The organism is Streptomyces sp. NPDC002138, from assembly GCF_040296485.1.
Lineage (GTDB): Bacteria > Actinomycetota > Actinomycetes > Streptomycetales > Streptomycetaceae > Streptomyces.
This window is the reverse complement of record NZ_JBEOXE010000038.1, coordinates 16,489-42,009: the sequence shown is the minus strand read 5'-3', so window position 1 is coordinate 42,009 and position 25,521 is coordinate 16,489. Positions and strand designations below refer to the sequence as shown.

Sequence of the window (25,521 nt, the reverse complement as noted above, 5' to 3'; positions counted from 1 at the left end):
CGACGGCGCCTCAGCGTGCCTGGTCGCACCGCAGCGGGGCCATGGACCCGTCAGAGGTGATCAGGACCACCTCGGTCCTGGCCGAGTGGTCCGCCGCGAGGGCCGCCGTGCAGACCAGCTGGCTCCTGGCGGTGGCGGACAGCTCCGCGTCCCGCAGGAAGGGGAGCCGGAGCAGCAGTTGGTCGCGGTCGTTGCGGTTCACGCTCAGCGGGCCGGTCACCTCGCCGGCCGACGCGGGCAGGGCGGTGTGCAGTCCGGCCTCCCGCTCCGCGGCGCCGGGCCCCGCGAGGAGCCGGACGATCAGCGCGCGCAGCGGCAGGCGCCCCTCGCGGATCACGGTCGGGGCGAGCCGGCCGTCGGGGGCGACGAAGTACAGCACGTCCGCGGCGGGCGCCGTGCCCACCACGACGCTCGCGGGCCGGCCGCTCTCGACCACCCCGGTCGGCTTGATCCCGCAGCCGGTCAGCCACAGCGGGGCCAGCAGGGCGAGGAGGGCCGGCACGGCCCGTACGCCGGGTCCGCGGGTCATGCCCGGGCCTCCAGCGGCATCTCCACGGTGAACACGGCGCCGCCGGAGGCGCCGTTGGCGGCCCGGACGCTCCCGCCGTGCAGCCGGACGTTCTCCAGGGTGATGGCGAGCCCGAGCCCGCTGCCCGCCGAGCGGGTGCGGGCCACGTCGGCCTTGTAGAAGCGGTCGAAGATGTGGGGCAGCGCCTCGGGGGCGATCCCGGGGCCGCTGTCGGCCACCTCGACGGTCAGCCGTTCGCCGTCGGGGTGCGGGTGGGTACGGGCGGTGATCCGCACCGGGGCGCCGCCGTGCCGCAGGGCGTTGCCGACGAGGTTGGCGAGGACCACGTCGAAGCGGCGCGGGTCGAGCCGGGCCCTGATGCCCGCCGGGAGGTCGGTGGCCACCTGGTCCTCGCCCCAGTGGCGGCGTTCCAGGGTCATGCGGACGGCCTCGGTGAGGTCCACGTCGTCGAGGTTGAGGCCGGCGGCGCGGGCGTCGAAGCGGGATATCTCCATCAGGTCCTCGACCAGCACGGCGAGCTTGCCGGTCTCCGCGCTGATCAGCCGGAGCGCCTTCGCGGTGTCGGGGTCGAGCTGCTCGGCGTCCTCGTCGAGGACTTCGGTGACGGCGAGCATCCCGGCGAGCGGGGTGCGCAGTTCGTGCGAGACGTCGGCGGCGAAGCGCCGGGCGCGGGCCTCGGCCTGCTGGAGGTCCTCGACGGATCGTTCCAGCGCGCGGGCGGTCTCGTTGAAGGTTTCCGCGAGCCCGGCCAGCTCGTCGGCCCCCCTGACCTCGATCCGGGTGTCGAGGCGGCCCCGGCCCATGCGCCGGGCGGCGGTGCGCAGGTCGCGGACGGGGCGCAGCACGCTGCGGGCGGCGAGCAGGGCGGGGACGAGGGCGATGGCGAGGCCGGGCAGGGCGCCGGTGCGGGCGGCGTCGACCATCAGGTCGATGGTCTGTTCCTCGGTGACCAGCGGCATCACCGCGTAGAAGACGGCGCCGGTGGGCTGGCTGAGGCCCTGGCGGGTGAAGACGGAGGGCACGCCGACGACGAGGAACGGGCCGCCCGCGACCTGGACCCGCTGGAAGGCCGCGTGCGGATTGACCGTGATCTGCTTGCGCAGTTTCCCGCTGATGAGGGGCGAGGTGGCCGGGCCCCCGGGGTTGGAGGTGGCGCGCAGGTCGCCGTACTCGCCGTAGACCGTCCAGGCGTGCGGCTTGCCGCGCTTGCCCAGCTCGGTGACCTGGGACTGGAGGGACTTCTGTGCGAGCGGCAGGGTCGTGCCCGTGCCCTCCAGCTGGTCGCGGAGGGTGGCCACGGCGGTGTCCTGACTCTGCGTCAGGATCGCGGTGCGCGCCTGCCGGTAGGTGAGGGCCGCGGTGGAGACGGCGCTGATGGCGGCGACGAGCAGGAAGGCGGCGATCAGCCGGGTGCGCAGGCCGAGGGGGGCGATCCGTCGCACGGGCCGCCCCTACAGGGGGCCGAAGCGGTAGCCGAAGCCGCGCACGGTCTGGATGTAGCGGGGGCCGCCGTGGGCGTCCTCGATCTTGTGGCGCAGGCGGCGGACGCAGGCGTCCACGAGCCGGGCGTCCGCGTGGTAGCTGTGGTCCCACACGTAGGCGAGGAGCTGCTGGCGGCTGAAGACCTGCTCGGGCGAGGCGGACAGGTGCAGCAGCAGCTTGATCTCGCTGGGGGCGAGGGCGACGTGTGCGCCGTTCTTGGCGACGGTCAGTCCGGCCCGGTCGACGGTCAGTTCTCCGTGGTGCTCGACGCCCTGGCGGCCGGCCGGTGCGGTGAGCCGGCGCAGTACGGCCTTGATCCTGGCCTCGATGACCTCGGTGCGGGCGGGTTTGACGATGTAGTCGTCGGCGCCCGCCTCCAGTCCGACGACGATGTCGAAGTCGTCGCCGCGCGCGGTCAGCATGATGACGGGGACCTGGCTGGTCTCCCGGATGCGGGTGCAGACCTGGACGCCGTTGATGCCGGGGAGCATCAGGTCCAGGAGGACCAGCTCGGGCCGGAATCCGGCGAGCCGCGCGAGGCCCTCCTCGCCCGTCTCGGCGGCGTTGACCTCGTGGCCGCGCCGGCGCAGGCCGAGGGCGACTCCTTCCCGGATGGAGGGATCGTCCTCGATCAGCAGTACGCGTGGCATTCGATCAGTGTCCCAGACGGTTTGAGTGGGTTCCTCACCCTAACGGCCTATTTTGCGCCGCAGCGAATCCAGCAGGTCGGTGATCTCGGCCAGCCGCAGGGGCCGGGCAAGGAGTACGACGGTCAGGGCGAGCGCCGCGGTTCCCGCGCCGAGCGCCGCGAAGTCCCCGAGGCGGTCGGCGGCCCGGGCCGCGGCGTATCCGGCCGCCCCGCCGGGCAGGCAGGCGACCAGCAGCCGCAGGTGGGTGCGCAGCGCGGTGGAGCGCGGCCCCGGCCGGGCGTCCGCGCGCGGGCCCAGGCGCCGGGCCAGGGTGTACGCCGTCACGGTCATGCCCGCGAGGAGCGCGACGGAGTACGCGGCGGCCATGCCGGTGACGGCCCAGCGCGGGGGCAGCAGGAGGTAGGCGGCCGCCGAGAGGACGCCGTTGAGCAGCGCGATGACCAGGTTCAGGAAGAACGGGGTGCGGGTGTCGGAGAGCGCGTAGAAACCGCGCGAGAGGACGTACTGGCCGGAGAAGGCGATCAGGCCGGGGGCGAAGGCGATGAGCATGCCCGCCATGACCTCGATGTCGGCGGCTCCGGTGCGCCCGTACTCGAAGACGCCGCCCATCAGCCAGGGGGCCAGGGCGGCGAAGAGAGCGGCGGCCGGGACGACGAGGGCGGCGCTGGTGCGCAGTGCGTACGAGACGTCGCGGCGCACCCGCCCGAGGTCACCGTCGGCCGCCGCCGCACTCATCCGCGGCATCAGGGCGGTGACCAGGGAGACGGTGACGATGCCCTGGGGGACGATCCACAGCTGGTAGGCGTTGCTGTAGGCGGTGTAGCCCACGCCGCCGGAGAGGCCCTCCAGGGCGGCCCGGGCTCCCGTGGTGGTGGACAGCCGGGTGATCACCCAGTAGGCGATCTGGTTGGTCAGGACGAGCATGACCAGCCAGCCCGCGTTGCGCAGGGGGCGGGCGAGGCCGTTGCCGCGCCAGTCGAAGCGCGGGCGCCAGCGGAAGCGGGCCGCGCGCAGCGAGGGGACCAGGGCGAGGGCCTGGACGACGATCCCGGCGGTGGTGCCCCAGCCGAGGAGCCGGGTGTCGGCGGCCGTCAGGCCGTCCGGCGCACCGTGGGAGACGTGGAGGAAGAGCCCGAAGACACCGATGATCACGAGGTTGTTGAGGACCGGGGTCCACATCATCGCGCCGAACCGGCCCCGGGCGTTCAGCACTTGGCCGAGCAGGGTGAACAGGCCGTAGAAGAGGATCTGCGGCAGGCAGTAGCGGGCCAGGGCGACGGTCGTGCTCGCCTGCGCCCCGTCGTAGCCGGTGTACGCCGAGACGATCAGCGGGGCGCAGAGCACGGCGAGGGTGGTGAGCACCACGAGCGCCGCGGTGCAGGCGGTCAGCAGCCGGTCCGTGTAGGCGGCTCCGCCGTCCTCGTGCCCCTTGGCCGCGCGGACCAGTTCGGGGACGAAGACCGCGTTGAGGGCGCCGCCGACGAGCAGCATGTAGAGGATGTTGGGCACGGTGTTGGCGACCGCGTAGCCGTCGCCGAGCAGACCGGTGCCCAGGGCCGCGACGACGACGGCGGAGCGGACGAACCCGGTGGCGCGCGAGACGATCGAACCGGCTGCCATCAGCGCGCCGCTGCGCAGCACCGAGGACTTCGCGGGTGCGGCGCCCGCGGCCGGCGCGGTGGCCAGGGCGGCCACCGGCGCGGAGCCGGTGTCGGTGGCCGTCACCAGCGGGCCGGGCACGCCGGGACATGCGCGTGCTGCGTCGGGTCGGTGCGGCCGTCCATCGGTGTCTCCCACGTGCCTGGCGTGTCGGGTCGAGGGGGGAGGGTACCCCGCGCCCGGCGGCGCGGGTCGTCGAGCGGTGGCGCGAGACGGGGGCGGGGCGCGGTGGCGCGGGCCGGTGCGGCGCCGGATTCGCCCGCGCAACGTGTTCCCGCGACGGTCCCGGCGCGCGCGGATCCGCCGCCGGGCAAGGGCCGTTCGGCCCGGAGTCCACGCCAGAGGTCCCGTGGCCGGGGTCCACGGCGGGTACCGGAGAGCGGCGGCGTCACATTGCGGCGTAGGTCACATCCGATGAACGGATCTTTTCCGGGGAAACCGCAACCGAAGCGCGCGCCGTTGTCTCTTCCTTTGCGAACGATCATCACTTCGGAGGGATTTCGTTGAGCCGCACACGCCGTACCGCATCGTCGCGCCGCCGGGTTCTGGGAGCGGGCGGCCGGAGCGCCGCCCTCGCCGCCACCGCGCTGCTGGCCGCCACGGCCCTCACCGCCTGCTCGGGCGGATCGGGTGGCCAGGACGGCGGTAAGGCGGAGATGAAGAAGAAGACGGAGATGTCGATCTCCGTGAACCTGACGGGCAACCAGGTCAAGGCGGGCGAGCCGGTCAAGGTCACCCTCGCCGACGGAAAGCTCGCCCAGGTCAAGGTGACCGACGGCAAGGGCGGCGAGCTGGTGGGCCAGATATCCCAGGACGGCAAGAGCTGGACCTCGGAGCGCAACGCCTCGCCGGGGCAGGACTACAAGGTCGAGGCGCAGAACACCGAGAGCCAGAGCGCGACCACGCAGTTCAAGACGACCGCCGCCGACAAGGTGAACAAGGTCACGATCAACCCGGGCAAGGCCACCCCGGTGGTGGGCATAGCCCAGCCGGTCTCGATCGTCTTCGACAATCCGGTCAAGAACAAGGCAGCGGTCGAGAAGCAGCTGAAGGTCACCACCTCGGACAACACCGAGGGTTCGTGGGGCTGGTTCAAGGACTACTCGGGCAACGACCGCGTGGACTGGCGGCCGAAGGACTACTGGAAGTCCGGCACCGACGTGAAGGTCGAGATGAAGCTGAACGGCGTCGACTCGGGCGGCGGTTACTTCGTCAAGGACTACAACACGGAGTTCAAGATCGGCAAGGACCGCCGGATGACGGTGGACCTCGACACCAAGAAGATGTCGGTGACCGAGGACGGCAAGGTGGTCAAGACGATCCCGGTCTCGGCCGGTACGCCGGGCGGCCAGAAGGCCTCCTGGTCCGGGAAGATGGTGCTGATGTCCAAGGAGGGCACCATCCGGATGAACTCCGAGACGGTGGGCCTCGGCAACGCCTACGACAAGGACGTCGACAGCTCGATCCGGCTCACCTGGTCGGGCATGTACGTGCACGCCGCGCCGTGGAACGACGGTAATTTCGGCAACGCCAACACCAGTTCGGGCTGCGTGGGGATGAGCACCGCCAATGCCGCGGCCTTCTACAAGGACGCCCAGGTCGGCGACCTGCTCGAGGTCGTCGGCGACGGCTCCAAGGGCCAGGCGGAGACCGGCAACGGCTACGGCGAGTGGAACCTGAGCTGGGCCGACTGGCAGAAGAAGAGCGCGCTGAACGGCGCGGGCGGCTCCGCCGGGACGCAGAACGGCTGACCGGCGGCCGACTGACTTTCGGTCAATCGTTACCAGTGCGTAGCTTACCGACGGGTTACCTTCGGTAAGCCCTCCCCGTTACCGTCGGGTCACTTTGACACCGGCGCATGCGAGGAGCGATCGATGGCCCGCACCACCACCGCCGTGACCACGGCGGCACTGCTCGCGGCAGCCGCCCTGGGCCTGGCCCCCCACCCGGCCCGGGCGGCCCCCGCGACCGCCCCGACCACCTCTTCCGCCGCCCCATCCAGCGCCTCGTCGGAGCTGCGCTTCTTCGACATCCCGGGCTCCGGCGGCGTCACCCTCAAGGGCAACGTCTACTCCCCGGCCGGCGCCCGGCCCGGCCGGACCTTCCCGCTGATCGTGCTGCCCACCAGCTGGGGCCTGCCGCAGATCGAATACATCGCGCAGGCCAAGCAGCTCGCCGACTCCGGCTACATCGTAGTGAGTTACACCTCCCGCGGCTTCTGGCTCTCGGGCGGCGGGATCGAGGTCGCGGGTCCCCCCGACACCGCCGACGTCTCGGCCGTGATCGACTGGGCGCTCGCCACCACCGCCGCCGACCCCGCCCACATCGGCCTCGGCGGCGTCTCCTACGGCGCGGGCATCAGCCTGCTGGCCGCCGCCCACGACCCGCGGATCAAGGCCGTGGTCGCGCTCAGCGGCTGGGCCGACATCATCGAGTCCATCTACTCGGGCCGCACCCAGCACCTCCAGGCCGCCGGCCTGCTCGGCGCCGCCGGGTACCTCACCGGCCGCCCCGGGCCCGAACTCCAGGGCATCCTCACCGACTTCCTCGGCTCCCGCCTTGACCGCGAAGCCCAGATGATCGAGTGGGGCGAGCAGCGCTCGGCCTCCGAGCGGGTGGACGCGATCAACGCCAACGGCGCCGCGATCATGCTGGGCAACGCATGGGGCGACACCATCTTCCCGCCCAACCAGTACGCGAAGTTCTTCGAGCGGCTCACCGGTCCCAAGCGCCTGGAATTCCGCCCCGGCGACCACGCCACCGCCGAGGGCACCGGCCTGCTGGGCCTGCCCAACGACACCTGGACCCACGCCCACCGCTGGTTCGACCGCTACCTCAAGGGCGAGCGCAACGGCGTCGACGCCGAGGCCCCGGTGCAGCTGAAGTCCCGTAGCGACGACGCGTACGAGGGGTACCCCGACTGGAAGTCGGTCGGCGCGGGCGGCACCGAGAAGCTCGCGCTCCCCGGCAGCACACACGTCTTCGCCAACGTCGACTCCGGCGCGAACGGCGGGATCGTGCTGCTCTCCAGCGTGCTGGACCAGTTCGTCAAGGCGCCCCCCGTCGCCTCCATCCCGCTGCTCCCCCGCGCCTTCGCCGCCGTCTGGCAGTCCGGGCGCTACGACGAGGACCGGCGGATCCGGGGCACCGCCCGGCTGCACACCACCGTCACTCCCACGAAGGAGAGCGGCACCTTCATCGCGTACCTCTACGACGTCGGCCCCCTCGGCCTCGGCAAACTGGTCAGCAACGCCCCGTACACCTTCCACGGCAAGAACCCTGGCCAGGCCTTCGGGGTGGATCTCGACCTCTTCTCCACGGCCTACGACGTCCCCGCCGGCCACCGCCTCGCCCTCGTCGTGGACACCGTGGACCCGCTCTACACCGAGCACAACCCCACCGGCGCGCAGCTGACCTTCTCCTCACCGCGCACCGATCCGTCCTACGTCTCGGTGCCGCTGCGCGAGCAGTGATCCGCGGCTGCCGCCGGGCGGGGTGGCTCTCTCGGGGGCTCCCTCCGGAAGGACCGTCTCCGGGCTACCGCCCGCCCGGCAGGAGCGTCCCCGCCTCGGCCGGACCCACGTGGGCGGCCTCGGTCTTCGGGTTGCGCCGCTGGCGCCGGGCCATCCAGGTGGCGAACCAGGACAGCAGCATGCACATCCCGATGTAGATCGGGGAGATGATCACCACGACCGGGATGAAGGGCAGGTCGTAGTCCAGGTTCGAGGCGATCAGCTTGCCCGCGTGCAGGAATTCCTCGTACGTGATCAGGAAGCCGAGCGAGGTGTCCTTGAGGGCCACCACGAGCTGGCTGATGATGGTCGGCAGCATCGCCCGGACCGCCTGCGGCGCCAGGACGAAGGTCATCACCTGGGTCTTGCGCATGCCCAGGGCGTACGCCCCCTCCCGCTGCCCGCGTTCCACCGCGTTGATGCCCGTACGGAAGACCTCGGCCAGCACCGAGCCGTTGTACAGGGTCAGCCCCGCCACCAGGGCGGGCAGCGGCTGGACCTTCAGCGCCACGAAGATGAAGAAGATCATCACCAGCACCGGCATGGCGCGGAAGAACTCCACGCACAGCGTGGCGGCCCAGCGCACGGGCCGGTGCAGGGACAGCCGCCCGGTGGCGAGGACCGCGCCGAGGAGCAGCGAGAACACCGAGGCGTAGGCGAAGGCCTTGAGGGTGTTCCCGAGCCCCTTGAGCAGCAGCCGCTGGATGCCCTCGTACGCGAAGGGGCTCCACTTCGCGGAGGTGAACTGGTCGGTGTCGAAGAGCAGGTAGACGATCCAGCCGAGCAGGGCCAGGATCGCCGCGGTCGACGCCATCCCGTAGAGGAAGTGGCGCTGCCGGGCGCGCGGGCCGGGGATGTCGTAGAGCGCCGTGGACTCGCGGTCCCCGTGCAGCGCGTGTGCGGTCATCGGGCGACTCCCCAGCGCTTCTCCAGCACGTTGAAGAGCGCGCTGATGGACAGGGTGATGATCAGGTAGCCGACGGCGATCCAGACGAAGGTCCAGATGATGCTGTAGCCCAGTTCGTTGAGCGTCTTGTAGGTGCCCAGCAGCTCGGTGACGCTGAAGGCGCCCGCGATCGCCGAGTTCTTGGCGAGGGCGATCAGCGTGGAGCCGACGGGCGGGATGACCGAGCGGAACGCCTGCGGCAGCACCACCGTGCCCAGGGTCTGTCCGAAGGACATGCCGAGGCTCCGGGCGGCCTCCCCCTGTCCCTTGGGCACGGTGTTGATGCCCGAGCGCAGCGCCTCGCAGATGAAGGCGGAGGTGTAGCAGCCGAGCGCGAGGACCGCGAAGAGCTGGAAGGGCAGGACCAGCCCGAAGCGGGGCAGGCCCAGCAGGACGGCGAAGAAGAGCAGGGTGAGCGGGGTGTTGCGCAGGACGGTCACCCAGACCGTGCCGAGCACGCGGAAGGAACCGATCGGCGCGACCCGGAAGGAGGCCATGACGAAGCCGAGGACCAGGGCCAGCAGGGAGGCGTAGACGGTCAGTTCGACCGTGCCGAGGAAACCCTTGCCGTAGAGCGAGAAGTTGTCGGTCAGTACGTTCATGTCGGGACGGGCTCCTCTCAGCTCGCGGGGTAGCGGTCGATGGCGGGCGGCTTCGGGGCGGGCACTCCGGAGAGGCCGAGGGTGGCGTCGTACGCCTTGGTCCAGTTGCCGTCCTTCTCGTTCTCGGCCAGGGCGTCGTCGAGGGCGAGGCGCAGGGCGGTGTCGGAGCGCGGTACGCCGATGCCGTAGGGCTCCTCGGAGAAGGGCTTGCCGACGACCTTCAGCTCGTCGGGCACCTTGGCCGCGTAGCCGAGCAGGATCGAGTCGTCGGTGGAGACGGCGTCGACCTGGTAGGTCAGCAGGTTGTCGACGCAGACGGAGTAGGTGTCGTAGGCGACGAGCACCGCCTTGGGGAAGTCCTTCTGCAGGCGCTGGTACGGGGTGGAGCCGGCGGCGGAGCAGACCTTCTTGCCCGCGAGGTCCGCCGGGCCGTTGATGCCCTTCTCGTCGCGGCGGACCAGCAGGGACTGGCCGGCCAGGTAGTACGGCCCGGCGAAGCCGACCTGCTTCTTGCGGTTGTCGTTGATCGTGTAGGTGCCGACGTAGTAGTCGATCTGGCCGTTCTGCAGGGCCGTCTCGCGGTTGGCGGAGGCGATCGTCTTGAACTCGATCGTCTTGGGGTCGAAGCCGAGCGAGGCGGACATCATCCTGGCGATCTCGATGTCGAAGCCGGAGTAGCGGCCGCTCGCGGGGTCCTTCTCCCCCATGTACGGCTGGTCCTCCTTGGCGCCGACCACCAGGTGGCCGCGCCGCTTCGCCTTCTCCCAGGTCCGCGATTCGGGGAGGCGGAAGGCGGTGTCCACCCGGTAGACCGGCAGGTCCTCGGGCTGCGGGCCCTTGACCGGGGGGCTGCCGGACTTGCCGCAGCCGGTGACCGCGCTCAGCAGGGCGAGGGTCAGGGCGAGGGCGTACGCGGGCAGCCGGGAGGTGCGTGTCGCGTTCATCGGGGCCGCCCCTCAGTGCTTGAGGATCTTGGAGAGGAAGTCCTTGGCCCGGTCGCTCTCGGGGGCGGTGAAGAACTCCTCCGGGGTGCGGTCCTCAATGATCCTGCCGTCGGCCATGAACACGACGCGGTTGGCGGCGGAGCGGGCGAAGCCCATCTCGTGGGTGACGACGACCATGGTCATGCCCTCGCTGGCGAGCTGCTGCATGACCTCCAGCACCTCGTTGATCATCTCCGGGTCGAGGGCGGAGGTGGGCTCGTCGAAGAGCAGGGCCTTGGGGTTCATGGCCAGGGCGCGGGCGATGGCCACGCGCTGCTGCTGGCCGCCGGAGAGCTGGGCGGGGTACTTGTCCGCCTGGTTCGCCAGGCCCACCCGCTCCAGGAGTTCCCGGGAGCGCTTGTCGGCCTCGTCGCGGCCGCGCTTCCTGACCTTCGTCTGCGCGAGCGAGACGTTGGCGAGCACGGTCTTGTGCGCGAAGAGGTTGAACGACTGGAAGACCATGCCCACGTCGGCGCGCAGGGCCGCCAGTTCCTTGCCCTCGGCGGGCAGCGGTTTCCCGTCGAGGGTGATCGTGCCCGACTCGATGGTCTCCAGCCGGTTGATCGCCCGGCACAGGGTCGATTTCCCGGAGCCGGAGGGGCCGATGACCACCACCACCTCCCCGCGGCCGACGGTGAGGTTGATGTCCTGGAGGACGTGCAGTTGTCCGAAGTGCTTGTTGACGTCCCGCAGCTCGATCAACGGATCGACGGCCATACGCTGCCCTGCCCACTCGTCGGTGTGTCGCGTCAGCGCAAACTATCCAGCGCCGCAGGCGACTTCGCCTCGACACGCCCGACACGCCTAAAAGCGACATAAACGTCACCGTGGCACGGTGGGCGTCACCCTTCGGAGGCCTCCGCGTAGATCTGGGACAGCTCCGGGGATCCGGTCATCGCCCAGGACACCCCGGACTCCACCACGTTCAGCTCGCGGCCCGAGGCCAGCCGGATCACCGGCTGGCCGTTCGGCCACACCTGCCAGCCGCAGCCGGACAGGGTCTTGATGATCACCGTGCCGAGGTAGAAGCCCGCGTCGTTGCCGAGCCAGGGCGTGGCCTCGGGGTCGCGCCGCCACCGCGGCATCAGCTGGTCGAGGGCCTCCAACGAGGCCGGGGTGCCGTCGAGTTCGAGGCCCGCCACCCGCGCCTGGGCGCGCAGCATCTCGCACTCCGCGAACATCTCGCCCACGCCTTCGGGATCGTCCGCCAGGGCGGCGGCCAGAGCCGCTCCGTGCTCGGTCTCGTGCCGGTTCAGCCAGTGGTCCAGGAAGGGGATGTTCATACCGCCCAGCCTGGCACCCGTACCCTCCCGCGGCCACAGGACGCGCCTGGATCGCCGCGATCCCGGCCCGGTGGGCTAAACGCGGGCTAAATGTCCAGGTCCACGACGACCGGCGCGTGGTCCGAGGCGCCCTTGCCCTTGCGCTCCTCGCGGTCGACGTAGGCGTCCTTGACGGCGGCGACGAAGGGGGCGTTCCCGTACACGAGGTCGATGCGCATGCCCTTGTTCTTGGGGAACGCGAGCATCCGGTAGTCCCAGAACGTGTAGGGGCGGTCGTACTTGAGCGGGCGGGGCATCACATCGGCGAGCCCGGCCGCGCGCAGGGACTCCAGGGCGGCCCGCTCGGCGGGGGTGACGTGGGTCATGCCCTCGAAGACGGCCGGGTCCCAGACGTCCTCGTCGGTCGGCGCCACGTTGAAGTCGCCGAGCACGGCGAACGGCCGGGGGCCCGCCGCGTCGTCGGCGACGGCCGCGCTCAGGGCGCGGAACCAGTCCAGCTTGTAGCCGTAGTGGTCGTGCTCCACCTCGCGGCCGTTGGGCACGTACACGGACCAGACGCGCACGCCCCCGCAGGTCGCCGAGATCGCGCGCGGCTCCGCCACGCCCTCGTAGTCCGGGCCGCCGGCCAGCCCCGTGACCACGTCCTCCAGACCGACCCGCGAGAGCAGGGCGACGCCGTTCCACCGGCCGGTGGCGTGGACGGCGGACTCGTAGCCCAGCTCGCGCAGCTCGGCGTGCGGGAACTGCTCGGCGGAGCACTTGGTCTCCTGCACGCAGAGCACGTCGGTCCCGCTGGACTCCAGCCAGGCCAGCAGCCGGGGCAGCCGGGCGGTGATCGAGTTGACGTTGTAGGTGGCGATACGCATGTCCGTAACCTACCGCCCGGCACTGACACTCACAGGTCGGCGCTGTCCCCGGCGGTGAGTCGGCTGTGCGGGGCGCCGCCGAGGGAGTCGAGGGCGAAGTCGTAGATCGGCCGGGCGATGTCGGCGAGGTAGGCGTCGTGGATGTCGATGGCCGCGCGCGGCTTGACCTCGCGGACGTAGTCGATCACCTCGGAGACCTTGTTCCAGGGCGCGTGCACCGGCAGCAGCAGGGTGTCGACGGGGACGCCGGGTACGGTCAGCGCGTCCCCGGGGTGGAAGAGCGAGCCCTCGACGAGGTAGCCGACATTGGTGACCCTCGGCAGGTCGGGGTGGATCTCGGCGTGCAGCTCGCCGTGCACCTGCACGTCGAACCCGGCGGCCGTGAAGGCGTCCCCGTGGCCGACGGTGTGGACCCGCCCCGGGTAGGCGGGCGCGAGCCGCCCGGCGACGCTGGCGAGGGTCCACAGCCGGGCCGCGGGGTTCGCGTCGAGGGCGGCCCGCAGCCGGCCCTCGTCGAAGTGGTCGGGGTGCTCGTGCGTGACCAGCAGGGCGTCCGCCCCGAGTCCGGCGTCGGGTTCGCTGAAGGCGCCGGGATCGATGACGAGCACGCGCCCGTCCTTCTCGACCTGGACGCAGGAGTGCAGCCGCTTGGTGAGCTTCATGATCCAAGGCTAGCCCCGGGGTCGCCCGGGGGGCTACGGGCGGCTACGGGCGCCTACGGGGTGGCGGTGGAGACGACGTAGACCTTGGGCTTGGCCGGGACGGTCAGGTCGACGGTGACGTCCTGGGTCGGGCGCGGGTCGTTCTGCTCGTGCGTGGCGCCGTACCAGGCGTTCTTCGAGTCCCAGTTCCAGCCCGCGGCCTCGGTGTCGCGCTCGCTGATCGAGACGCCCCGGGTCAGGCCCTCGCGGCTGGTGCCCATCGAGGTCAAAAACTTGTCCAGCTCGTCCGGGGTGATCGCGAACTGCACGTACAGCCGGCTGGTGCGCCAGTTGTTGGTCTCCAGGAAACCGACGCGCCAGGCCTTGTCCGGGATCGGCACCTCGTAGATGCTGCGCTGCACCGTGGACGGCCAGCCCGCGCGCACCTTGGTGGCGCCGACCTTGGCCGCCTTCTCCTTGCCGCTCTGGCGGCTCTGCTGGGCGGCGATCGAGAGGTAGCCGGCGGGTACGCCGATCAGCAGCACGATGATGATCGCGGTGATCCAGCGGCGGCGTACGACGTGCCGGCGGGCCTCGGCGGCGGCGGGAACGCCGCCCTCGTCGGGGGCCGGGGCCTGGCGCGGCAGGGTCGGGGGCGGGGGTGTCACGGCTGTTCTGGTCCTTGTTCCTCGGACCCGGCGGCGGCCCGTCGGCCCGCCTGGGCATAGCGTTCGTAGCGTTCGACCCGGCGGCGGTTGGCGCGGCGGAACCGGCGGGCGACGAGCCGGGAGAGGTCGGCCGCACCGACCATACCGGCCTCGGGGCCGAGCTGGGCCTTCGCGATGCGGGCCTCGGGCCGGTAGCCGCGGCCCGTCAGGTGGCGCCGGAAGGCGTCCCGGGCCGGTCCGATCAGCAGGTCGTCGGCCGCGCTGACCCCGCCCCCGATGACGAAGCAGGAGGGGTCGAGGGCGGCGGCCAGGTTGGCGATGCCGACGCCGAGCCACTGGCCGATGTCCTGGAGCAGCTCGACGCACATGGCGTCGCCCTCGCGGGCCAGCTCGGTGATGAGCGGCCCGGTGACCTCGGAGACGTTCCCGCCGACCCGGGCGATCAGGTTGTGGGCGACCGGGGAGTCGGCGGCGGCCAGCTCGCGGGCCTCGCGGACCAGGGCGTTGCCGGAGCTGTACTGCTCCCAGCAGCCGCGGTTGCCGCACGGGCAGCGGTGGCCGCCCGGGACCACCTGCATGTGGCCGAACTCTCCGGCCACGCCGAACTTGCCGCGCTTGACCCGCCCGTCCTCCAGGATCGCGCCGCCGATGCCCGTACCGAGCGTGATCATGACGAGGTGGTCCTCGCCGCGCCCGGCGCCGAAGCGCCACTCCGCCCAGGCGGCGGTGTTGGCATCGTTGTCCACCATGACCGGCACGGCGAGCCGTGACTGGAGCGCGTCGCGCAGCGGCTCGTCGCGCCAGGCCAGGTGCGGGGCGAAGAGCACCCGCGAGCGGTCCGCGTCGACCCAGCCGGCCGCGCCGATGCCCACGGCGTGGACGTCGTGGCGGTCGGAGAGGTCCAGGACCAGCTCGACGATGGTGTCCTCGACGACCTTGGGGCTCTTGGACTTGTCGGGGGTCTCGGTGCGGATCTTCTCCAGGATGACGCCGTCGGCGTCGACGACGCCCGCCATCACCTTGGTGCCGCCGATGTCGATGCCGACGGTGGGGACTCGCGGGGCGGTCAGGTGCGACCGGCGCTCACGGGTTCCGACGGTCCGCAGGACGGTGCCTCGCGCCGAGCCCCGGTGGGCGAGCGTGAAGTCCCGGTACGTGCTCATCGAGTCGTGTCGTCCCTATGGTGCGGTGGTGCCGGAAGGGTCAGTGTGGGGCGGTGTTGCCCCCGATTCTGCCACCCGCTCCAGCTCGTGGCTCAGCTCGTCCAGTTCCGAGCCACCCGCCATCTGCCGGGTGAGCTCGTCCAGGGTGATCGAATCGCGGGTGTGGCTGCCCGCCATCGCGCCCCGCTTGAGGAGCACGAAACGGTCTCCCACCAGGTACGCGTGGTGCGGGTTGTGCGTGATCAGGACCACGCCGAGGCCCGCGTCGCGGGCGGCGGCCACGTATTTGAGCACGACGCCCGACTGCTTCACGCCGAGGGCCGCCGTGGGCTCGTCCAGGACGAGCACCTTCGCGCCGAAGTGGACCGCCCGGGCGATGGCCACGCACTGGCGCTCGCCGCCGGACAGGGTGCCGATCGGCTGGTCGACGTCGCGCAGGTCGATGCCCATGCGCAGCAGCTCGGCGCGGGTGGTCTCGCGCATCAGGGCCACGTCGAGGCGGCGGAAGGGACCGCGGCCCTTGGTGGGCTCGGAGCCGAGGAAGAAGTTGCGCCAGACGGGCATCAGCGGGACGACCGCGAGGTCCTGGTAGACGGTCGCGATGCCGTGGTCGAGGGCGGCGCGGGGATTGGCCAGAACCGTCTCCTCGCCCTCGATCTCGAAGCTGCCCGCGTCGTGCCGGTGCAGCCCCGCGATGATCTTGATGAGGGTGGACTTGCCCGCGCCGTTGTCGCCGAGGACACAGGTGATCTCGCCCGCCGAGACCTCCAGGGACACCCCCTCGAGGGCGCGGATGTTGCCGTAGTACTTGCTGACTCCGGTCAGCTCCACCAGAGCGGTCACTTGCTGGCCTCCGCCCGCTTGCGTACCCATGCGTTGAGCAGCGTGGCCAGCAGGAGCATCGCGCCGAGGAAGAACTTGAACCAGTCCGGGTTCCACTGCGCGTACACGATGCCGTTGCTGGTCATGCCGAAGATGAAGGCGCCCACGGCCGAGCCGATCGCGGAGCCGTAGCCGCCGGTCATCAGGCAGCCGCCGATGACGGCCGCGATGATGTACAGGAACTCGTTGCCGACGCCCTCGCCGGACTGGACCACGTCGAACGAGAACAGGATGTGCTGGCCCGAGATCCAGGCGCACAGCGCGACGCCCATGTAGAGCCCGATGCGGGTCTTGACCACCGGTACGCCGACCGCGCGGGCCGCGTCGGCGCCGCCGCCCACCGCGAAGATCCAGTTCCCGGCGCGGGTGCGCAGCAGGATCCAGGTGGCCACCGCGACCAGGAGCAGCCACCACAGGATGGTGACGCGCAGGGTGACCGAGCCGATGGTCAGCTGCGAGGCGAAGAGGGAGCGGGCGGAGGAAAAGCCCTCCATGTCGGCGATGGTCTTGGTGGAGACCGAGCCGCTGATCAGCTTGGTGAGGCCCAGGTTCAGGCCGGTCAGCATCAGGAAGGTGCCGAGCGTGATGATGAAGCTGGGGAGTTTCGTACGGGTGAGCATGAACCCGTTGAAGAACCCGATGGCCAGGGTGACCAGCAGGGACACCCCGACGCCGACCCAGGCGTTGGCGGTCATCTGGTAGGCGAACATCGAGCTGAACAGCGCCGAGCTGGTGACCATCACACCGGCCGAGAGGTCGAACTCGCCGCCGATCATCAGCAGGGCGACCGGGACCGCCATGATCCCGATGGTGGAGGCCGAGTACAGGATCGTGCTGAGGCTGGAGGCCCGCAGGAAGCTGTCGGCGGCGAAGGCGAAGAAGACGAAGACGGCGGCCGCGCCGACGACCGCGCCCAGCTCGGGGCGGCCGAGCAGGCGGCGTACCAGCGAGGCCGGGGCGAGGCGCTCGTCGCGCTCCTTGGCGGGCGGGGTGGGCGCGGCCGCGGGGGCGAGGGCGCTCATCGGGTCACCCGCTTGATGAACTCCTCCAGTTTCGCCGCTTCGGCGCCGGTCACGATCTGCGGGCCGGTGAGCACCGGACGGCCGCCGCCGAGCGTGTTCGCGTTGTAGCGGTAGAGCCAGAGCAGGTCGACGGCCTCGTAGCCCTGGAGGTAGGGCTGCTGGTCGACGGCGAAGCCGAGGGTCCCGGACTTCAGGTCGCGGGCGACGGCCTCGTTGAGGTCGAAGGTGTCGATCTCCGCCTTGCTGCCCGCCGCGTCCTTGGCCTTGACCGCGGTCGGCGCGAAGGGCGCGCCCAGTGTGACGACCGAGTCGATCGAGGGGTCGGCCTGGAGCTTCGCCTGGATGGCCGCCTGCACGGAGGGCATGTTGGTGCCTTCGACGTACAGGTTCTCCAGGTCTCCGCCGAAGGTCTTCTTCGCCCCGGCGCAGCGCTGCTCGTGGCCGACGTTGCCCTGCTCGTGCAGGACGCAGACGGCCTTCTTCTTGCCGCGCTTGGTCAGCTCGGCGCCGACGGCCTCGCCCGCGATCTCCTCGTCCTGGCCGATGTGGGTGAGGGCGCCGTACTCCTTGGACTGGGCGGAGCCGGAGTTCACCGTGATCACCGGGATGCCCGCCTTGGCGGCCTTGCCGAGCACGTCCTTGAGGGCCTCGGGCTTGGCCAGGCTGACGATGATGCCCTGGACCTTCTGGTCGATGGCGTTCTGCACGAACTGGGCCTGCTGCTGGGCCTGGTCGTCGTGCGCGTAGACGAAGTTGATGTTGTCCTTCGCCGCGGCTTCCTTGGCACCCTTCTGGACGATGTCCCAGAAGGTGTCGCCATCGCCCGCGTGGGTGACCATCGCGAAGGTCCAGCGCGGGGTGGAGACGGCCGGACGGCCCTGCTCGGCGGCCTTCGCCCGCTCCTCGGCGCGCTTGCCGCCCGTACTGCTGCACCCCACGAGGGAGGCCCCCAGTACCGCCGCGAGTACGGCGCCCACGGCGCGTACCCCTGTCCGAACCCTAGCCACGTCGCCGTGCCCTTCCCTCGTCCTGAACGTCCTGGAATCGTGCGGTCGCCGCTCCGGTCGCCCGGGGCGGTCGTCAATGCGGTCATTCCGGTTCCAGCCGCCCAGTATCCGCCACAGTGGACCACGAGGTGGTCATCGGGGCAGGCCGGGCGGATTGACACGTGACCCGGACGGGGTCACGTTGAGTGCATGCGCATCGGGCTCATCGGTACGGGCCGGATCGGTTCCTTCCATGCCGCGGCGCTGGCACGCCAGCCGCAGGCGGGATCTTTGGTGCTCGCCGACGCCGACCCGGCGCGGGCGGCGCTGCTGGCCGCCCGGCTGGGGGCCACCGCCGCGCCCAGTGTCGACCAGATCTTCACCTGGGGCGTGGACGCGCTGGTGGTGGCGTGCGCGACCTCGGGCCACGCGGAGCTGGTGGTCCGGGCGGTACGGTCCGGGCTGCCGGTGTTCTGCGAGAAGCCCGTGGCCGCCGACCTGGGCCGCAGCCTCGCCGTGCTGCGCGAGGTGGCGGCCGTCGGCGGGGTGCTCCAGGTGGGCTTCATGCGGCGCTTCGACGCGGGGTACGTGACGGCTCGGGAGCTGGTGCGCTCGGGCGCGCTGGGCCGGCTGCACACCGTACGGACGATGACCGCGGATCCGGCGCCGCCCTCCGCCGCCTATCTGGCCGGGTCCGGGGGCCTGTACCGGGACTGCCTCGTGCACGACTTCGACATGGTGCGCTGGGTGACCGGGCTCGAGGTGGCCGAGGTGTACGCGACCGGGTCGGACGCGGGGCCCGCGCGGTTCCGCGAGGTGGGTGATGTGGACACGGCGGCGGCGGTGCTGACCCTGACCGACGGCACGCTCGTGACCTGCACCGGCAGCCGGTGCAACGGCGCCGGGTACGACGTCCGCATGGAGCTGGCCGGCGAGCTGGACCAGGTCGCGGCCGGGCTGGACGACCGTACGCCGATCGCCTCGACCGAACCGCAGGGCCCTCCCCCGGCGACCAAGCCGTGGGCGGGCTTCCTGGAGCGGTTCGGGCCCGCCTACGAGGCGGAGCTGGCCGCCTTCGTGAGCCTGGTGCGCGGCGAGGGCGGCAATCCGTGCGACGGCCGGGAGGCGCTGGCCGCGCTGCGGATCGCCGAGGCCTGTGAGCTGTCGCGGCGGGAGCGGCGGCGGGTGACGCTGGCCGAGCTGCCCGGCCTCTGAGCGGAGGGCCACGTACGGCTACCGGCTCAAGGGATCGGCCGTGAACTCCTCGGCGTTCCCACTGATGTCGACTACTGGCATCGGTCCACCGTACGGCGGCCGTTGATCCGTGGATGCGGCGTTTTCGGCCACTCGTCGGGCTCGGGGTTCAGGCGGGGTCCGGGGCCGCGGCGCGGCGGCCCCAGGCGGTGCCGGCCAGCACGAGGACGGCGCCCACGAGTCCCGCGGCGCCCAGGTGTTCGCCGCCGATGGCGATGCCCGCGGCGGCCGCCCACAGCGGTTCGGTGCCGAGCAGCAGGCTGACCCGGGAGGGCGAGGCGCGGCGCAGGGCCCACATCTGCGCGAAGAAGGCGAACAGGGTGCAGAAGACGGTGAGGAAGGCCAGGGCCGCCCAGGCGCGGGGGCCGAAGCCGGCGGCCGCGGCCCACGGGGTGGCGCCCGTCCCGGGCAGGGCCGCGAGCAGCGCGAAGACCAGTACGGCGCCGCCGAGCTGGACGGTGGTCAGCGAGAGCGGGTCGGCGTCCTGGACGGACTTGATCCGGGCGGTCAGCAGCACGTTCAGGGTGCGGGCGAGCGCGGCGCCGAGGATCAGCAGGTCACCGACGGAGGGCGTGGTGAAGCCCGCGCCCTGGGTGAGCAGGACGACCCCGGTGACGCAGACGCCCGCGGCGGCGAGGAAGGCCGCCGGGGGGCGGACCCGGCGCAGCACGGCCTCGGCGAGCGGAGTGAAGATCATGGCCAGGCTGATGATCAGCCCGGCGTTGGTGGCGGAGGTGTGGACGACCCCGTAGGTCTCCAGCAGGAAGATCACGCCGAGGACCAGACCCAGCAGGGCGCCGCCGCGCCACTGGGCGGGCCGCAGCGCGCGCAGCCGCCGCGCCCCGGCCACCACGAGGACCGGCAGGATCAGGGCGAAGCGCAGCACCAGGACGGCGATCACGGTGTGCGGGGTGGTGACGCCCTTGGCCACCAGGTAGCTGCCGCCCCAGACGAGGGCGACGAGCAGCACGGGCAGGTCGGTGAGCCAGGCACGGCGGGGTGCGAGGCCGGGCGCCGGTACGGCGGCGAGCGTGGACACGGGTCTCCAACGACTGGTCGGGGGCGGAGACTTCGGTGGCTCGCACGGGTGCCGTCACCGTACCGGAGCGCCGACCGGCGGGTACACCGCGTTTCGGCTGGTGGGCGGGCTTCTCAGTAGGAGCCGAAGGAGGCCCGGCCCGTGGGCCGGTAGGTGTGGATGGCGACCCCGCCGGAGGTGATCCGGGAATCGGTGAGTTCGCAGGTGGTGGGCGGTCCCCCGGCCGGGAAGAGGCGCCGCCCGGCCCCGAGGATGAGGGGGTAGACCAGCAGGTTCAGTTCGTCGACGAGGTCGCGGGCCAGCAGCCACCCGACGAGCTCCCCACTGCCCCAGATGTGCACCTCGCCATCGGATTCCGCCTTGATGCGGGCGATCTCCGCCTCCAGGTCGGGGCCGAGGACGCTGCTGTTCTCCCACTCCGGGTTCTCCAGGGTGCCCGAGGCCACGTACTTGGGCAGGCCGTTGAGCTTGGCCGCGATCCTGTTGTCGGGGTCGGTCATCTTGGGCCAGTACCCCGCGAAGATCTCGTAGGTCCGGCGCCCCAGCAGGAAGGCCCCGGCCCGGTCGAAGGCCGCGGTCACGAATTCGCCCACGCCCTCGTCCTCGAAGGGCACCTGCCAGCCGCCGTAGGAGAACCCGCCGCTCGGGTCCTCCTCCGGGCCGCCGGGTGCCTGCATCACGCCGTCGAGGGTGAGGAAGGTGATGAGGGAAAGCTTGCCCATGTCGCTCGTCTCCTTGCGGGTGGGGCCCGTCCGTCGGCCCGTACGTGGATTCAGACTCCCGCCCGGTACGGAACTCATCGGTGCGGCGCGCGTGAACGCGAGGTCCGATTCCTGCCAGCGCGGGCACCGCCCCGCCGCTTTCATTGAACCCGCAACCACTTACGACATGTGCGGGAGGAAGACCATGAAGAGCGACAGCACCGTGGCCCTGGTGACGGGCGGCAGCCGGGGCATCGGCGCGGCGACCGCGCTGCGCCTGGCCGCCGACGGCGCGGACGTGTCGATCACCTACGTCAGCGACGGCGAGGCGGCCGCGGAGGTCGTCCGCAAGATCGAGGCGTACGGACGCACCGGCCTGGCCGTGCGGTCGGACGCGGGCGACCCGGCGGCCGCCGCCGCGGCGGTGGAGCGCACCGTGCGGGAGCTGGGGCGCCTCGACGTCCTGGTCAACAACGCGGGCGTCGGGGTGCTCGGCCCGCTGGACGGGCTGACGCTGGCCGATGTGGACCGGGTGCTCGCGGTCAACGTGCGCGGGGCCTTCCTCGCGGCGCAGGCGGCCGCGGCCCGGCTCGGCCGCGGCGGCCGGATCATCACCATCGGCAGCTGCATGACCCAGCGGGTGCCGGGCCCGGGCGGCTGCCTGTACGGGATGAGCAAGGCGGCGCTGATCGGGCTCACCAAGGCCCTGGCCCGGGAGCTGGGCGAGCGCGGCATCACGGCGAACCTGGTCCACCCGGGCCCGGTGGACACCGACATGAACCCGGCCGACGGACCGTACGCCGCCGGGCAGAGCGCGATGACCGCCCTCGGGCGCTTCGGCACCCCGGACGAGGTGGCGGCGACGGTTTCCTTCCTCGCCGGACCGGACGCGGCCTACGTGACGGGCGCCGAGTTCTCGGTGGACGGCGGCCACGCGGCGTAGCCCTTCCGGGTTTCGCCGCCCGCACGTGCCGGTGGGGCGCCCCGGATGCCTGTGCATCCGCGGCGCCCCACCGGGCTGTTCAGCGCGGGATCAGCCGCCCAGCTCCTGGTGACGGGCGGTCAGGGCGGTCGCGCCCTGGTCCGTCAGCGAGCCGAAGAGACGCAGGCGGGAGAAGCCGCCGTCCGGGAAGATGTCGATGCGGACGTGGCTGCCGACCGCCGGGGCGTCGAGCACGAACCGGTGGTTCGTGTCGGGCTGCAGGCGGGTGCGCGGCAGGAACTCCTGCCACTCGCCGTCCTCGCCGGACTTGATGGAGAGCGAGGCCCAGCCCGCCGAGTTGCCCTTGAGGTAGGCGGTGTCGATCTCGACCGCGCGGATCTCGGACTCGGCGACGAGCTGGTAGCGGATCCAGTCGTTGCCGTTGTCGCGGCGACGGGCGGTCTCCCAGCCGTCGTCCATCTTGCGCGAGCGGCCCGGCGCGATGGTGTTGGTCGGCGGGGAGTAGAAGCGGTTGGACGCGTCCTGGACCGACCCGCCGTTCTCCAGCGCGACCACGTCGAAGGAGCCCAGCGCGGCGAGCCACCGCGGGTCCGGGACGACCTCGCCGTAGACGCGCAGGCGGGCGACGCCGCCGTCGGGGTGCTGGTTGAGGCGCAGGTGCGTGAAGCGCTGCTCGGCCGATACCTCGAAGCCGTTGGCCGCGTGGCCGCCGACGGCGGTGCGCGGGACGAGGGTCGTCCACTTCACGTCGTCGCCGAGGAGCTCCTCGGGGGTGGGGGCACCCGCCACCGAGGTGCCCTCGACGGAGACGGCCTGCGGCATGTTGCCGCGGAAGTGCGCGGTGTCGACGACGATGCCGCGGATGACGCCGGGGGCGCCGAGGCGGATCAGGGCGTAGTCGTGGTCCTCGGGGGTCGGCCAGGGCTGCTCGGCCGAGACGCCGCGGCGGCGGCGGGTCTCCCAGCCGTCCATGACCTTGCCCTTGTGGCCGAAGTGCTCGGGGTCGAAGTGCGCGGCCTCTTCGATGAGCAGGTTCTCGCGTTCGGCGAAGAACTCGTCGTTGGCGAAGGTGACACCGGCGCCCAGGGTGCGGGCGGCGAGGTTCGCGTACTGGGTGAAGGGGAAGTCCGCGGTGCGGTAGTCCGCGTACGGGTCGCCGCCCCCGTACGGGTTCGCGTTACCGGTGAAAGAAGCCAAAGGAGTCGAATGCTGCGCCACTTGTCAGTTCTGCCTTTCGAGGAGTCGGCCGGTGGGCTCGTTCGGGGTGCCGTGGTCGGCGATCTGCGTACCGCGCAGCCAGGTGGACTTCACGACGCCGTGCAGGGTCTTGCCCGCGTACGCCGTCACCCGGTTGCGGTGGTGCAGGTGGGCCGGGTCCACGGTGAAGGTCTCTTCGGGGGCCAGGACGGCGAAGTCGGCGTCGCGGCCGGCCTCGATCGCGCCCTTGTCCGCCAGACCCGCCAGCTTCGCCGGGGCGGCGGACATCCAGCGGACGACGTCCTCCAGGGTGTGCCCGCGCTCGCGCGCCGCGGTCCAGATCGCCGGCAGGCCCAGCTGCAGGGAGGAGATGCCGCCCCACGCGGTCGCGAAGTCGTCCGTCTTCAGGTCCGCCGTGGAGGGCGAGTGGTCGGAGACGATGCAGTCGATGGTGCCGTCGGCGAGCGCCTCCCACAGGAGGTCCTGGTTCGCGGCCTCGCGGATGGGCGGGCAGCACTTGAACTCGCTGGCGCCGTCCGGTACTTCCTCGGCCGTCAGGGTGAGGTAGTGCGGGCACGACTCGACGGTGATCCGCACGCCCTCGGCCTTGGCCGCGGCGATCAGCGGCAGCGCGTCCGAGGAGGACAGGTGCAGCACGTGGACGCGCGCGTCCAGCCGCCTCGCCTGGGCGATCAGGTTCTGGATCGCGGTGTTCTCGGAGTCCCGCGGGCGGGAGGCGAGGAAGTCGGCGTACTTGGGGCCGGGCACCTGCGGCGCGGACTCCAGGTGGTGCGGGTCCTCGGCGTGCACGATCATCAGGCCGCCGAAGCCGCTGATCTCGGCGAGGGAGGTGGCCAGCTGCTCCTGGTCGAGCTCGGGGAACTCGTCCACGCCGGAGGGCGACAGGAAGCACTTGAAGCCGTAGACCCCGGCGTCGTGCAGGGGGCGCAGGTCCTTGACGTTGTCGGGCAGCGCGCCGCCCCAGAAGCCGATGTCCACGTGCGCCTTGGCGCGGGCGACCTCCTGCTTGACGCGCAGGTTGTCGACCGAGGTGGTCGGCGGGAGGGAGTTGAGCGGCATGTCCAGGATGGTGGTGATGCCACCGGCCGCGGCGGCGCGGGTGGCCGTCCAGAAGCCTTCCCACTCGGTGCGGCCCGGGTCGTTCACGTGGACGTGGGTGTCGACCAGTCCGGGGAGCAGTACGTCGTCCCCGAAGTCCTCCAGCCGGGCACTCGCCGGCACCTCGGCCTCGTACGGCAGTACGGCCACGATCTTTCCGTCGGCGACGGCGACCGAGGCGGCACGCGTCCCCTCGGGGGTGATGACGCGCGTCGAGCGCAGTACCAGTTCCACGACGTCGGCGGACACCGGAACCTCCCCATCTACTTCCACAGAGCGAAATTCAACGTTCTGTTGACGGAGTCTTCACGCCGATGCGGGGCCAGTCAAGAGCCCCCGGACGGACCACTGACACACCCGCATCGCAATTGGATGTTTCCACAGGATGGAATTAAGATTTCGCTCTACAGAATGTAGCTACCACCACCGGGGCTCCGGCGGGTGACCTCCCGAGGCGGCCAGACACCTGGACAAACCGCCTCTGACCGGCAAAGACGGCCTGGCCCCGGCACTAGGGCCGATGCCGACCGCCGGGTAGGCTGCTGCCTTGCCTGCCAGCACCGAAAGGACCGCGCCGTGCCGACGTCCAGCGCCAGCACCACCGACGCTTCCTCAAAGACCCCCGCAGCCAGCGGCGGTGTCCAGTCCCTGGAGCGCGCCTTTGATCTGCTCGAACGCATGGCCGACGCCGGGGGCGAAGTCGGCCTCAGCGAGCTGTCCGCCACCAGCGGGCTGCCCCTGCCCACCATTCATCGCCTCATGCGCACCCTCGTGGCGTGCGGCTACGTCCGGCAGCAGCCCAACCGACGGTACTCCCTCGGCCCCCGGCTGATCCGCCTCGGCGAGTCCGCGTCGCGCCTCCTGGGCACATGGGCCCGCCCCTACCTCGCCCGCCTGGTCGAGGAGACCGGCGAGACGGCGAACATGGCCCTGCTCGACGGTGACGAGATCGTCTACGTCGCCCAGGTGCCCTCGAAGCACTCCATGCGCATGTTCACCGAGGTCGGCCGCCGGGTGCTGCCGCACTCCACGGGCGTGGGCAAGGCGCTGCTCGCGTACACCCCCGCCGACGAGGTCCGGGCCCTGCTCGCCCGGACGGGCATGCCCGCCGCGACCGAGAAGACCATCACCACCCCCGAGGGCTTCCTCGCGGCGCTGGAGCAGGTCCGCGAGGTGGGCTACGCGGTCGACGACAACGAGCAGGAGATAGGGGTCCGCTGCCTCGCCGTCTCGGTGCCGAATTCGCCGACGGCCGCCGCGATCTCCATCTCCGGTCCGGCCGGCCGGGTCACCGAGGCCCTGACCGACTCGATCGTGCCGATCCTGCAGGGCGTCGCGGCCGAGCTGTCGGTGGTGCTCTCCACGCAGAACCCGGCGCAGTAGCGCGCGGCCAC

General features: G+C 71.6%; 25 protein-coding genes. 5 read left to right on the top strand and 20 right to left on the bottom strand.

Annotated features, from left to right (window positions below; all coding sequences use genetic code 11):
- Positions 1–10 precede the first annotated feature (10 nt).
- From ABT084_RS23785 to murJ, 4 genes are read right to left on the bottom strand one after another with little or no spacing between them, the layout of a single operon-like run.
- Positions 11–529: a hypothetical protein gene (locus tag ABT084_RS23785; RefSeq protein ID WP_351047368.1), complete on the bottom strand. Its 519-nt coding sequence runs from the start codon at positions 527–529 to the stop codon at positions 11–13.
- Positions 526–1,971: an ATP-binding protein gene (locus tag ABT084_RS23780; RefSeq protein WP_351047365.1), complete on the bottom strand. Its 1,446-nt coding sequence runs from the start codon at positions 1,969–1,971 to the stop codon at positions 526–528. The genes ABT084_RS23785 and ABT084_RS23780 overlap by 4 nt, the downstream gene beginning before the upstream one ends.
- A gap of 9 nt (positions 1,972–1,980) precedes the next feature.
- Positions 1,981–2,661, bottom strand: coding sequence for a response regulator (locus ABT084_RS23775; protein WP_351047362.1), 681 nt, complete (start codon positions 2,659–2,661; stop codon positions 1,981–1,983).
- Between the two features lie 39 nt (positions 2,662–2,700).
- A complete protein-coding gene (gene murJ / locus ABT084_RS23770; protein ID WP_502969056.1) occupies positions 2,701–4,401 on the bottom strand; it encodes a murein biosynthesis integral membrane protein MurJ in 1,701 nt (566 codons plus the stop codon).
- A gap of 422 nt (positions 4,402–4,823) precedes the next feature.
- Here murJ and ABT084_RS23765 point away from each other — a divergent pair, with 422 nt between their 5' ends.
- Positions 4,824–6,071: a L,D-transpeptidase gene (locus ABT084_RS23765; RefSeq protein ID WP_351047359.1), complete on the top strand. Its 1,248-nt coding sequence runs from the start codon at positions 4,824–4,826 to the stop codon at positions 6,069–6,071.
- A 123-nt stretch (positions 6,072–6,194) separates the two neighbouring features.
- Entirely contained in the window at positions 6,195–7,793 is a 1,599-nt protein-coding gene (locus ABT084_RS23760) for a CocE/NonD family hydrolase (RefSeq protein WP_351047357.1), read from the top strand.
- A gap of 64 nt (positions 7,794–7,857) precedes the next feature.
- Here the strand turns inward: ABT084_RS23760 and ABT084_RS23755 are convergent, their stop codons facing one another.
- The 12 genes from ABT084_RS23755 to ABT084_RS23700 form a co-directional block, all read right to left on the bottom strand.
- On the bottom strand, positions 7,858–8,739 hold the full coding sequence (locus ABT084_RS23755) for an amino acid ABC transporter permease (protein ID WP_351047354.1): 882 nt from the start codon (positions 8,737–8,739) through the stop codon (positions 7,858–7,860).
- Positions 8,736–9,380, bottom strand: coding sequence for an amino acid ABC transporter permease (locus ABT084_RS23750; protein WP_351047353.1), 645 nt, complete (start codon positions 9,378–9,380; stop codon positions 8,736–8,738). The genes ABT084_RS23755 and ABT084_RS23750 overlap by 4 nt, the downstream gene beginning before the upstream one ends.
- 17 nt (positions 9,381–9,397) lie before the next feature.
- Complete coding sequence (locus tag ABT084_RS23745) at positions 9,398–10,324, bottom strand: glutamate ABC transporter substrate-binding protein (RefSeq protein WP_351047351.1); 927 nt, start codon at positions 10,322–10,324, stop codon at positions 9,398–9,400.
- 12 nt (positions 10,325–10,336) lie between these two features.
- Complete coding sequence (locus tag ABT084_RS23740; RefSeq protein ID WP_351047348.1) at positions 10,337–11,080, bottom strand: amino acid ABC transporter ATP-binding protein; 744 nt, start codon at positions 11,078–11,080, stop codon at positions 10,337–10,339.
- 125 nt (positions 11,081–11,205) lie between these two features.
- A complete protein-coding gene (locus ABT084_RS23735; RefSeq protein WP_351047345.1) occupies positions 11,206–11,646 on the bottom strand; it encodes a DUF6278 family protein in 441 nt (146 codons plus the stop codon).
- Between the two features lie 86 nt (positions 11,647–11,732).
- Entirely contained in the window at positions 11,733–12,512 is a 780-nt protein-coding gene (locus ABT084_RS23730; protein WP_351047342.1) for an exodeoxyribonuclease III, read from the bottom strand.
- Between the two features lie 29 nt (positions 12,513–12,541).
- A complete protein-coding gene (locus tag ABT084_RS23725; protein ID WP_351047339.1) occupies positions 12,542–13,174 on the bottom strand; it encodes an MBL fold metallo-hydrolase in 633 nt (210 codons plus the stop codon).
- Positions 13,175–13,227: 53 nt separating this feature from the next.
- The gene (locus tag ABT084_RS23720) at positions 13,228–13,821 is read right to left on the bottom strand and encodes a hypothetical protein (protein WP_351047337.1); all 594 of its coding nucleotides are present in this window, start codon (positions 13,819–13,821) and stop codon (positions 13,228–13,230) included.
- Positions 13,818–14,984: an ROK family glucokinase gene (locus tag ABT084_RS23715; protein ID WP_351047334.1), complete on the bottom strand. Its 1,167-nt coding sequence runs from the start codon at positions 14,982–14,984 to the stop codon at positions 13,818–13,820. The genes ABT084_RS23720 and ABT084_RS23715 overlap by 4 nt, the downstream gene beginning before the upstream one ends.
- A gap of 15 nt (positions 14,985–14,999) precedes the next feature.
- Positions 15,000–15,857 carry an ATP-binding cassette domain-containing protein gene (locus tag ABT084_RS23710; RefSeq protein WP_351047331.1) on the bottom strand — a complete coding sequence of 286 codons (858 nt, stop codon included), beginning with the start codon at positions 15,855–15,857 and terminating at the stop codon, positions 15,000–15,002.
- A complete protein-coding gene (locus tag ABT084_RS23705) occupies positions 15,824–16,888 on the bottom strand; it encodes an ABC transporter permease (RefSeq protein ID WP_351047328.1) in 1,065 nt (354 codons plus the stop codon). Before ABT084_RS23705 ends, ABT084_RS23710 begins: the two co-directional genes overlap by 34 nt.
- The gene (locus ABT084_RS23700) at positions 16,885–17,895 is read right to left on the bottom strand and encodes a sugar ABC transporter substrate-binding protein (RefSeq protein ID WP_502969051.1); all 1,011 of its coding nucleotides are present in this window, start codon (positions 17,893–17,895) and stop codon (positions 16,885–16,887) included. The genes ABT084_RS23705 and ABT084_RS23700 overlap by 4 nt, the downstream gene beginning before the upstream one ends.
- Positions 17,896–18,084: 189 nt before the next feature.
- Between ABT084_RS23700 and ABT084_RS23695 the strand changes: the two genes are divergently transcribed.
- Entirely contained in the window at positions 18,085–19,089 is a 1,005-nt protein-coding gene (locus ABT084_RS23695; RefSeq protein ID WP_351047323.1) for a Gfo/Idh/MocA family protein, read from the top strand.
- Between the two features lie 148 nt (positions 19,090–19,237).
- On the opposite strand, the gene ABT084_RS23690 is transcribed toward ABT084_RS23695, so the two are convergent.
- Both ABT084_RS23690 and ABT084_RS23685 read right to left on the bottom strand, forming a co-directional pair.
- A complete protein-coding gene (locus ABT084_RS23690; RefSeq protein ID WP_351047320.1) occupies positions 19,238–20,167 on the bottom strand; it encodes a DMT family transporter in 930 nt (309 codons plus the stop codon).
- 113 nt (positions 20,168–20,280) lie between these two features.
- On the bottom strand, positions 20,281–20,889 hold the full coding sequence (locus tag ABT084_RS23685; protein ID WP_351047317.1) for a dihydrofolate reductase family protein: 609 nt from the start codon (positions 20,887–20,889) through the stop codon (positions 20,281–20,283).
- Between the two features lie 184 nt (positions 20,890–21,073).
- Between ABT084_RS23685 and ABT084_RS23680 the strand changes: the two genes are divergently transcribed.
- Positions 21,074–21,811: an SDR family oxidoreductase gene (locus ABT084_RS23680; RefSeq protein ID WP_351047314.1), complete on the top strand. Its 738-nt coding sequence runs from the start codon at positions 21,074–21,076 to the stop codon at positions 21,809–21,811.
- Positions 21,812–21,901: 90 nt separating this feature from the next.
- Here ABT084_RS23680 and alc read toward each other — a convergent pair whose 3' ends face one another.
- Both alc and allB read right to left on the bottom strand, forming a co-directional pair.
- A complete protein-coding gene (alc, locus tag ABT084_RS23675; protein ID WP_502969048.1) occupies positions 21,902–23,029 on the bottom strand; it encodes an allantoicase in 1,128 nt (375 codons plus the stop codon).
- Positions 23,030–23,032: 3 nt separating this feature from the next.
- On the bottom strand, positions 23,033–24,376 hold the full coding sequence (gene allB, locus ABT084_RS23670) for an allantoinase AllB (RefSeq protein WP_351047309.1): 1,344 nt from the start codon (positions 24,374–24,376) through the stop codon (positions 23,033–23,035).
- Positions 24,377–24,703: 327 nt separating this feature from the next.
- Between allB and ABT084_RS23665 the strand changes: the two genes are divergently transcribed.
- Complete coding sequence (locus ABT084_RS23665) at positions 24,704–25,510, top strand: IclR family transcriptional regulator (protein WP_351047306.1); 807 nt, start codon at positions 24,704–24,706, stop codon at positions 25,508–25,510.
- Positions 25,511–25,521 lie beyond the last annotated feature (11 nt).

Excerpts from the sequence above, each read along its gene's own strand:
- ABT084_RS23785 (WP_351047368.1), bottom strand. The coding sequence starts at position 529 with ATGACCCGCGGACCCGGCGTACGGGCCGTGCCGGCCCTCCTCGCCCTG.
- ABT084_RS23775 (WP_351047362.1), bottom strand. The coding sequence starts at position 2,661 with ATGCCACGCGTACTGCTGATCGAGGACGATCCCTCCATCCGGGAAGGA.
- ABT084_RS23760 (WP_351047357.1), top strand. The coding sequence starts at position 6,195 with ATGGCCCGCACCACCACCGCCGTGACCACGGCGGCACTGCTCGCGGCA.
- ABT084_RS23755 (WP_351047354.1), bottom strand. The coding sequence starts at position 8,739 with ATGACCGCACACGCGCTGCACGGGGACCGCGAGTCCACGGCGCTCTAC.
- ABT084_RS23750 (WP_351047353.1), bottom strand. The coding sequence starts at position 9,380 with ATGAACGTACTGACCGACAACTTCTCGCTCTACGGCAAGGGTTTCCTC.
- ABT084_RS23745 (WP_351047351.1), bottom strand. The coding sequence starts at position 10,324 with ATGAACGCGACACGCACCTCCCGGCTGCCCGCGTACGCCCTCGCCCTG.
- ABT084_RS23740 (WP_351047348.1), bottom strand. The coding sequence starts at position 11,080 with ATGGCCGTCGATCCGTTGATCGAGCTGCGGGACGTCAACAAGCACTTC.
- ABT084_RS23735 (WP_351047345.1), bottom strand. The coding sequence starts at position 11,646 with ATGAACATCCCCTTCCTGGACCACTGGCTGAACCGGCACGAGACCGAG.
- ABT084_RS23730 (WP_351047342.1), bottom strand. The coding sequence starts at position 12,512 with ATGCGTATCGCCACCTACAACGTCAACTCGATCACCGCCCGGCTGCCC.
- ABT084_RS23725 (WP_351047339.1), bottom strand. The coding sequence starts at position 13,174 with ATGAAGCTCACCAAGCGGCTGCACTCCTGCGTCCAGGTCGAGAAGGAC.
- ABT084_RS23715 (WP_351047334.1), bottom strand. The coding sequence starts at position 14,984 with ATGAGCACGTACCGGGACTTCACGCTCGCCCACCGGGGCTCGGCGCGA.
- ABT084_RS23710 (WP_351047331.1), bottom strand. The coding sequence starts at position 15,857 with ATGGGTACGCAAGCGGGCGGAGGCCAGCAAGTGACCGCTCTGGTGGAG.
- ABT084_RS23705 (WP_351047328.1), bottom strand. The coding sequence starts at position 16,888 with ATGAGCGCCCTCGCCCCCGCGGCCGCGCCCACCCCGCCCGCCAAGGAG.
- ABT084_RS23695 (WP_351047323.1), top strand. The coding sequence starts at position 18,085 with ATGCGCATCGGGCTCATCGGTACGGGCCGGATCGGTTCCTTCCATGCC.
- ABT084_RS23685 (WP_351047317.1), bottom strand. The coding sequence starts at position 20,889 with ATGGGCAAGCTTTCCCTCATCACCTTCCTCACCCTCGACGGCGTGATG.
- ABT084_RS23680 (WP_351047314.1), top strand. The coding sequence starts at position 21,074 with ATGAAGAGCGACAGCACCGTGGCCCTGGTGACGGGCGGCAGCCGGGGC.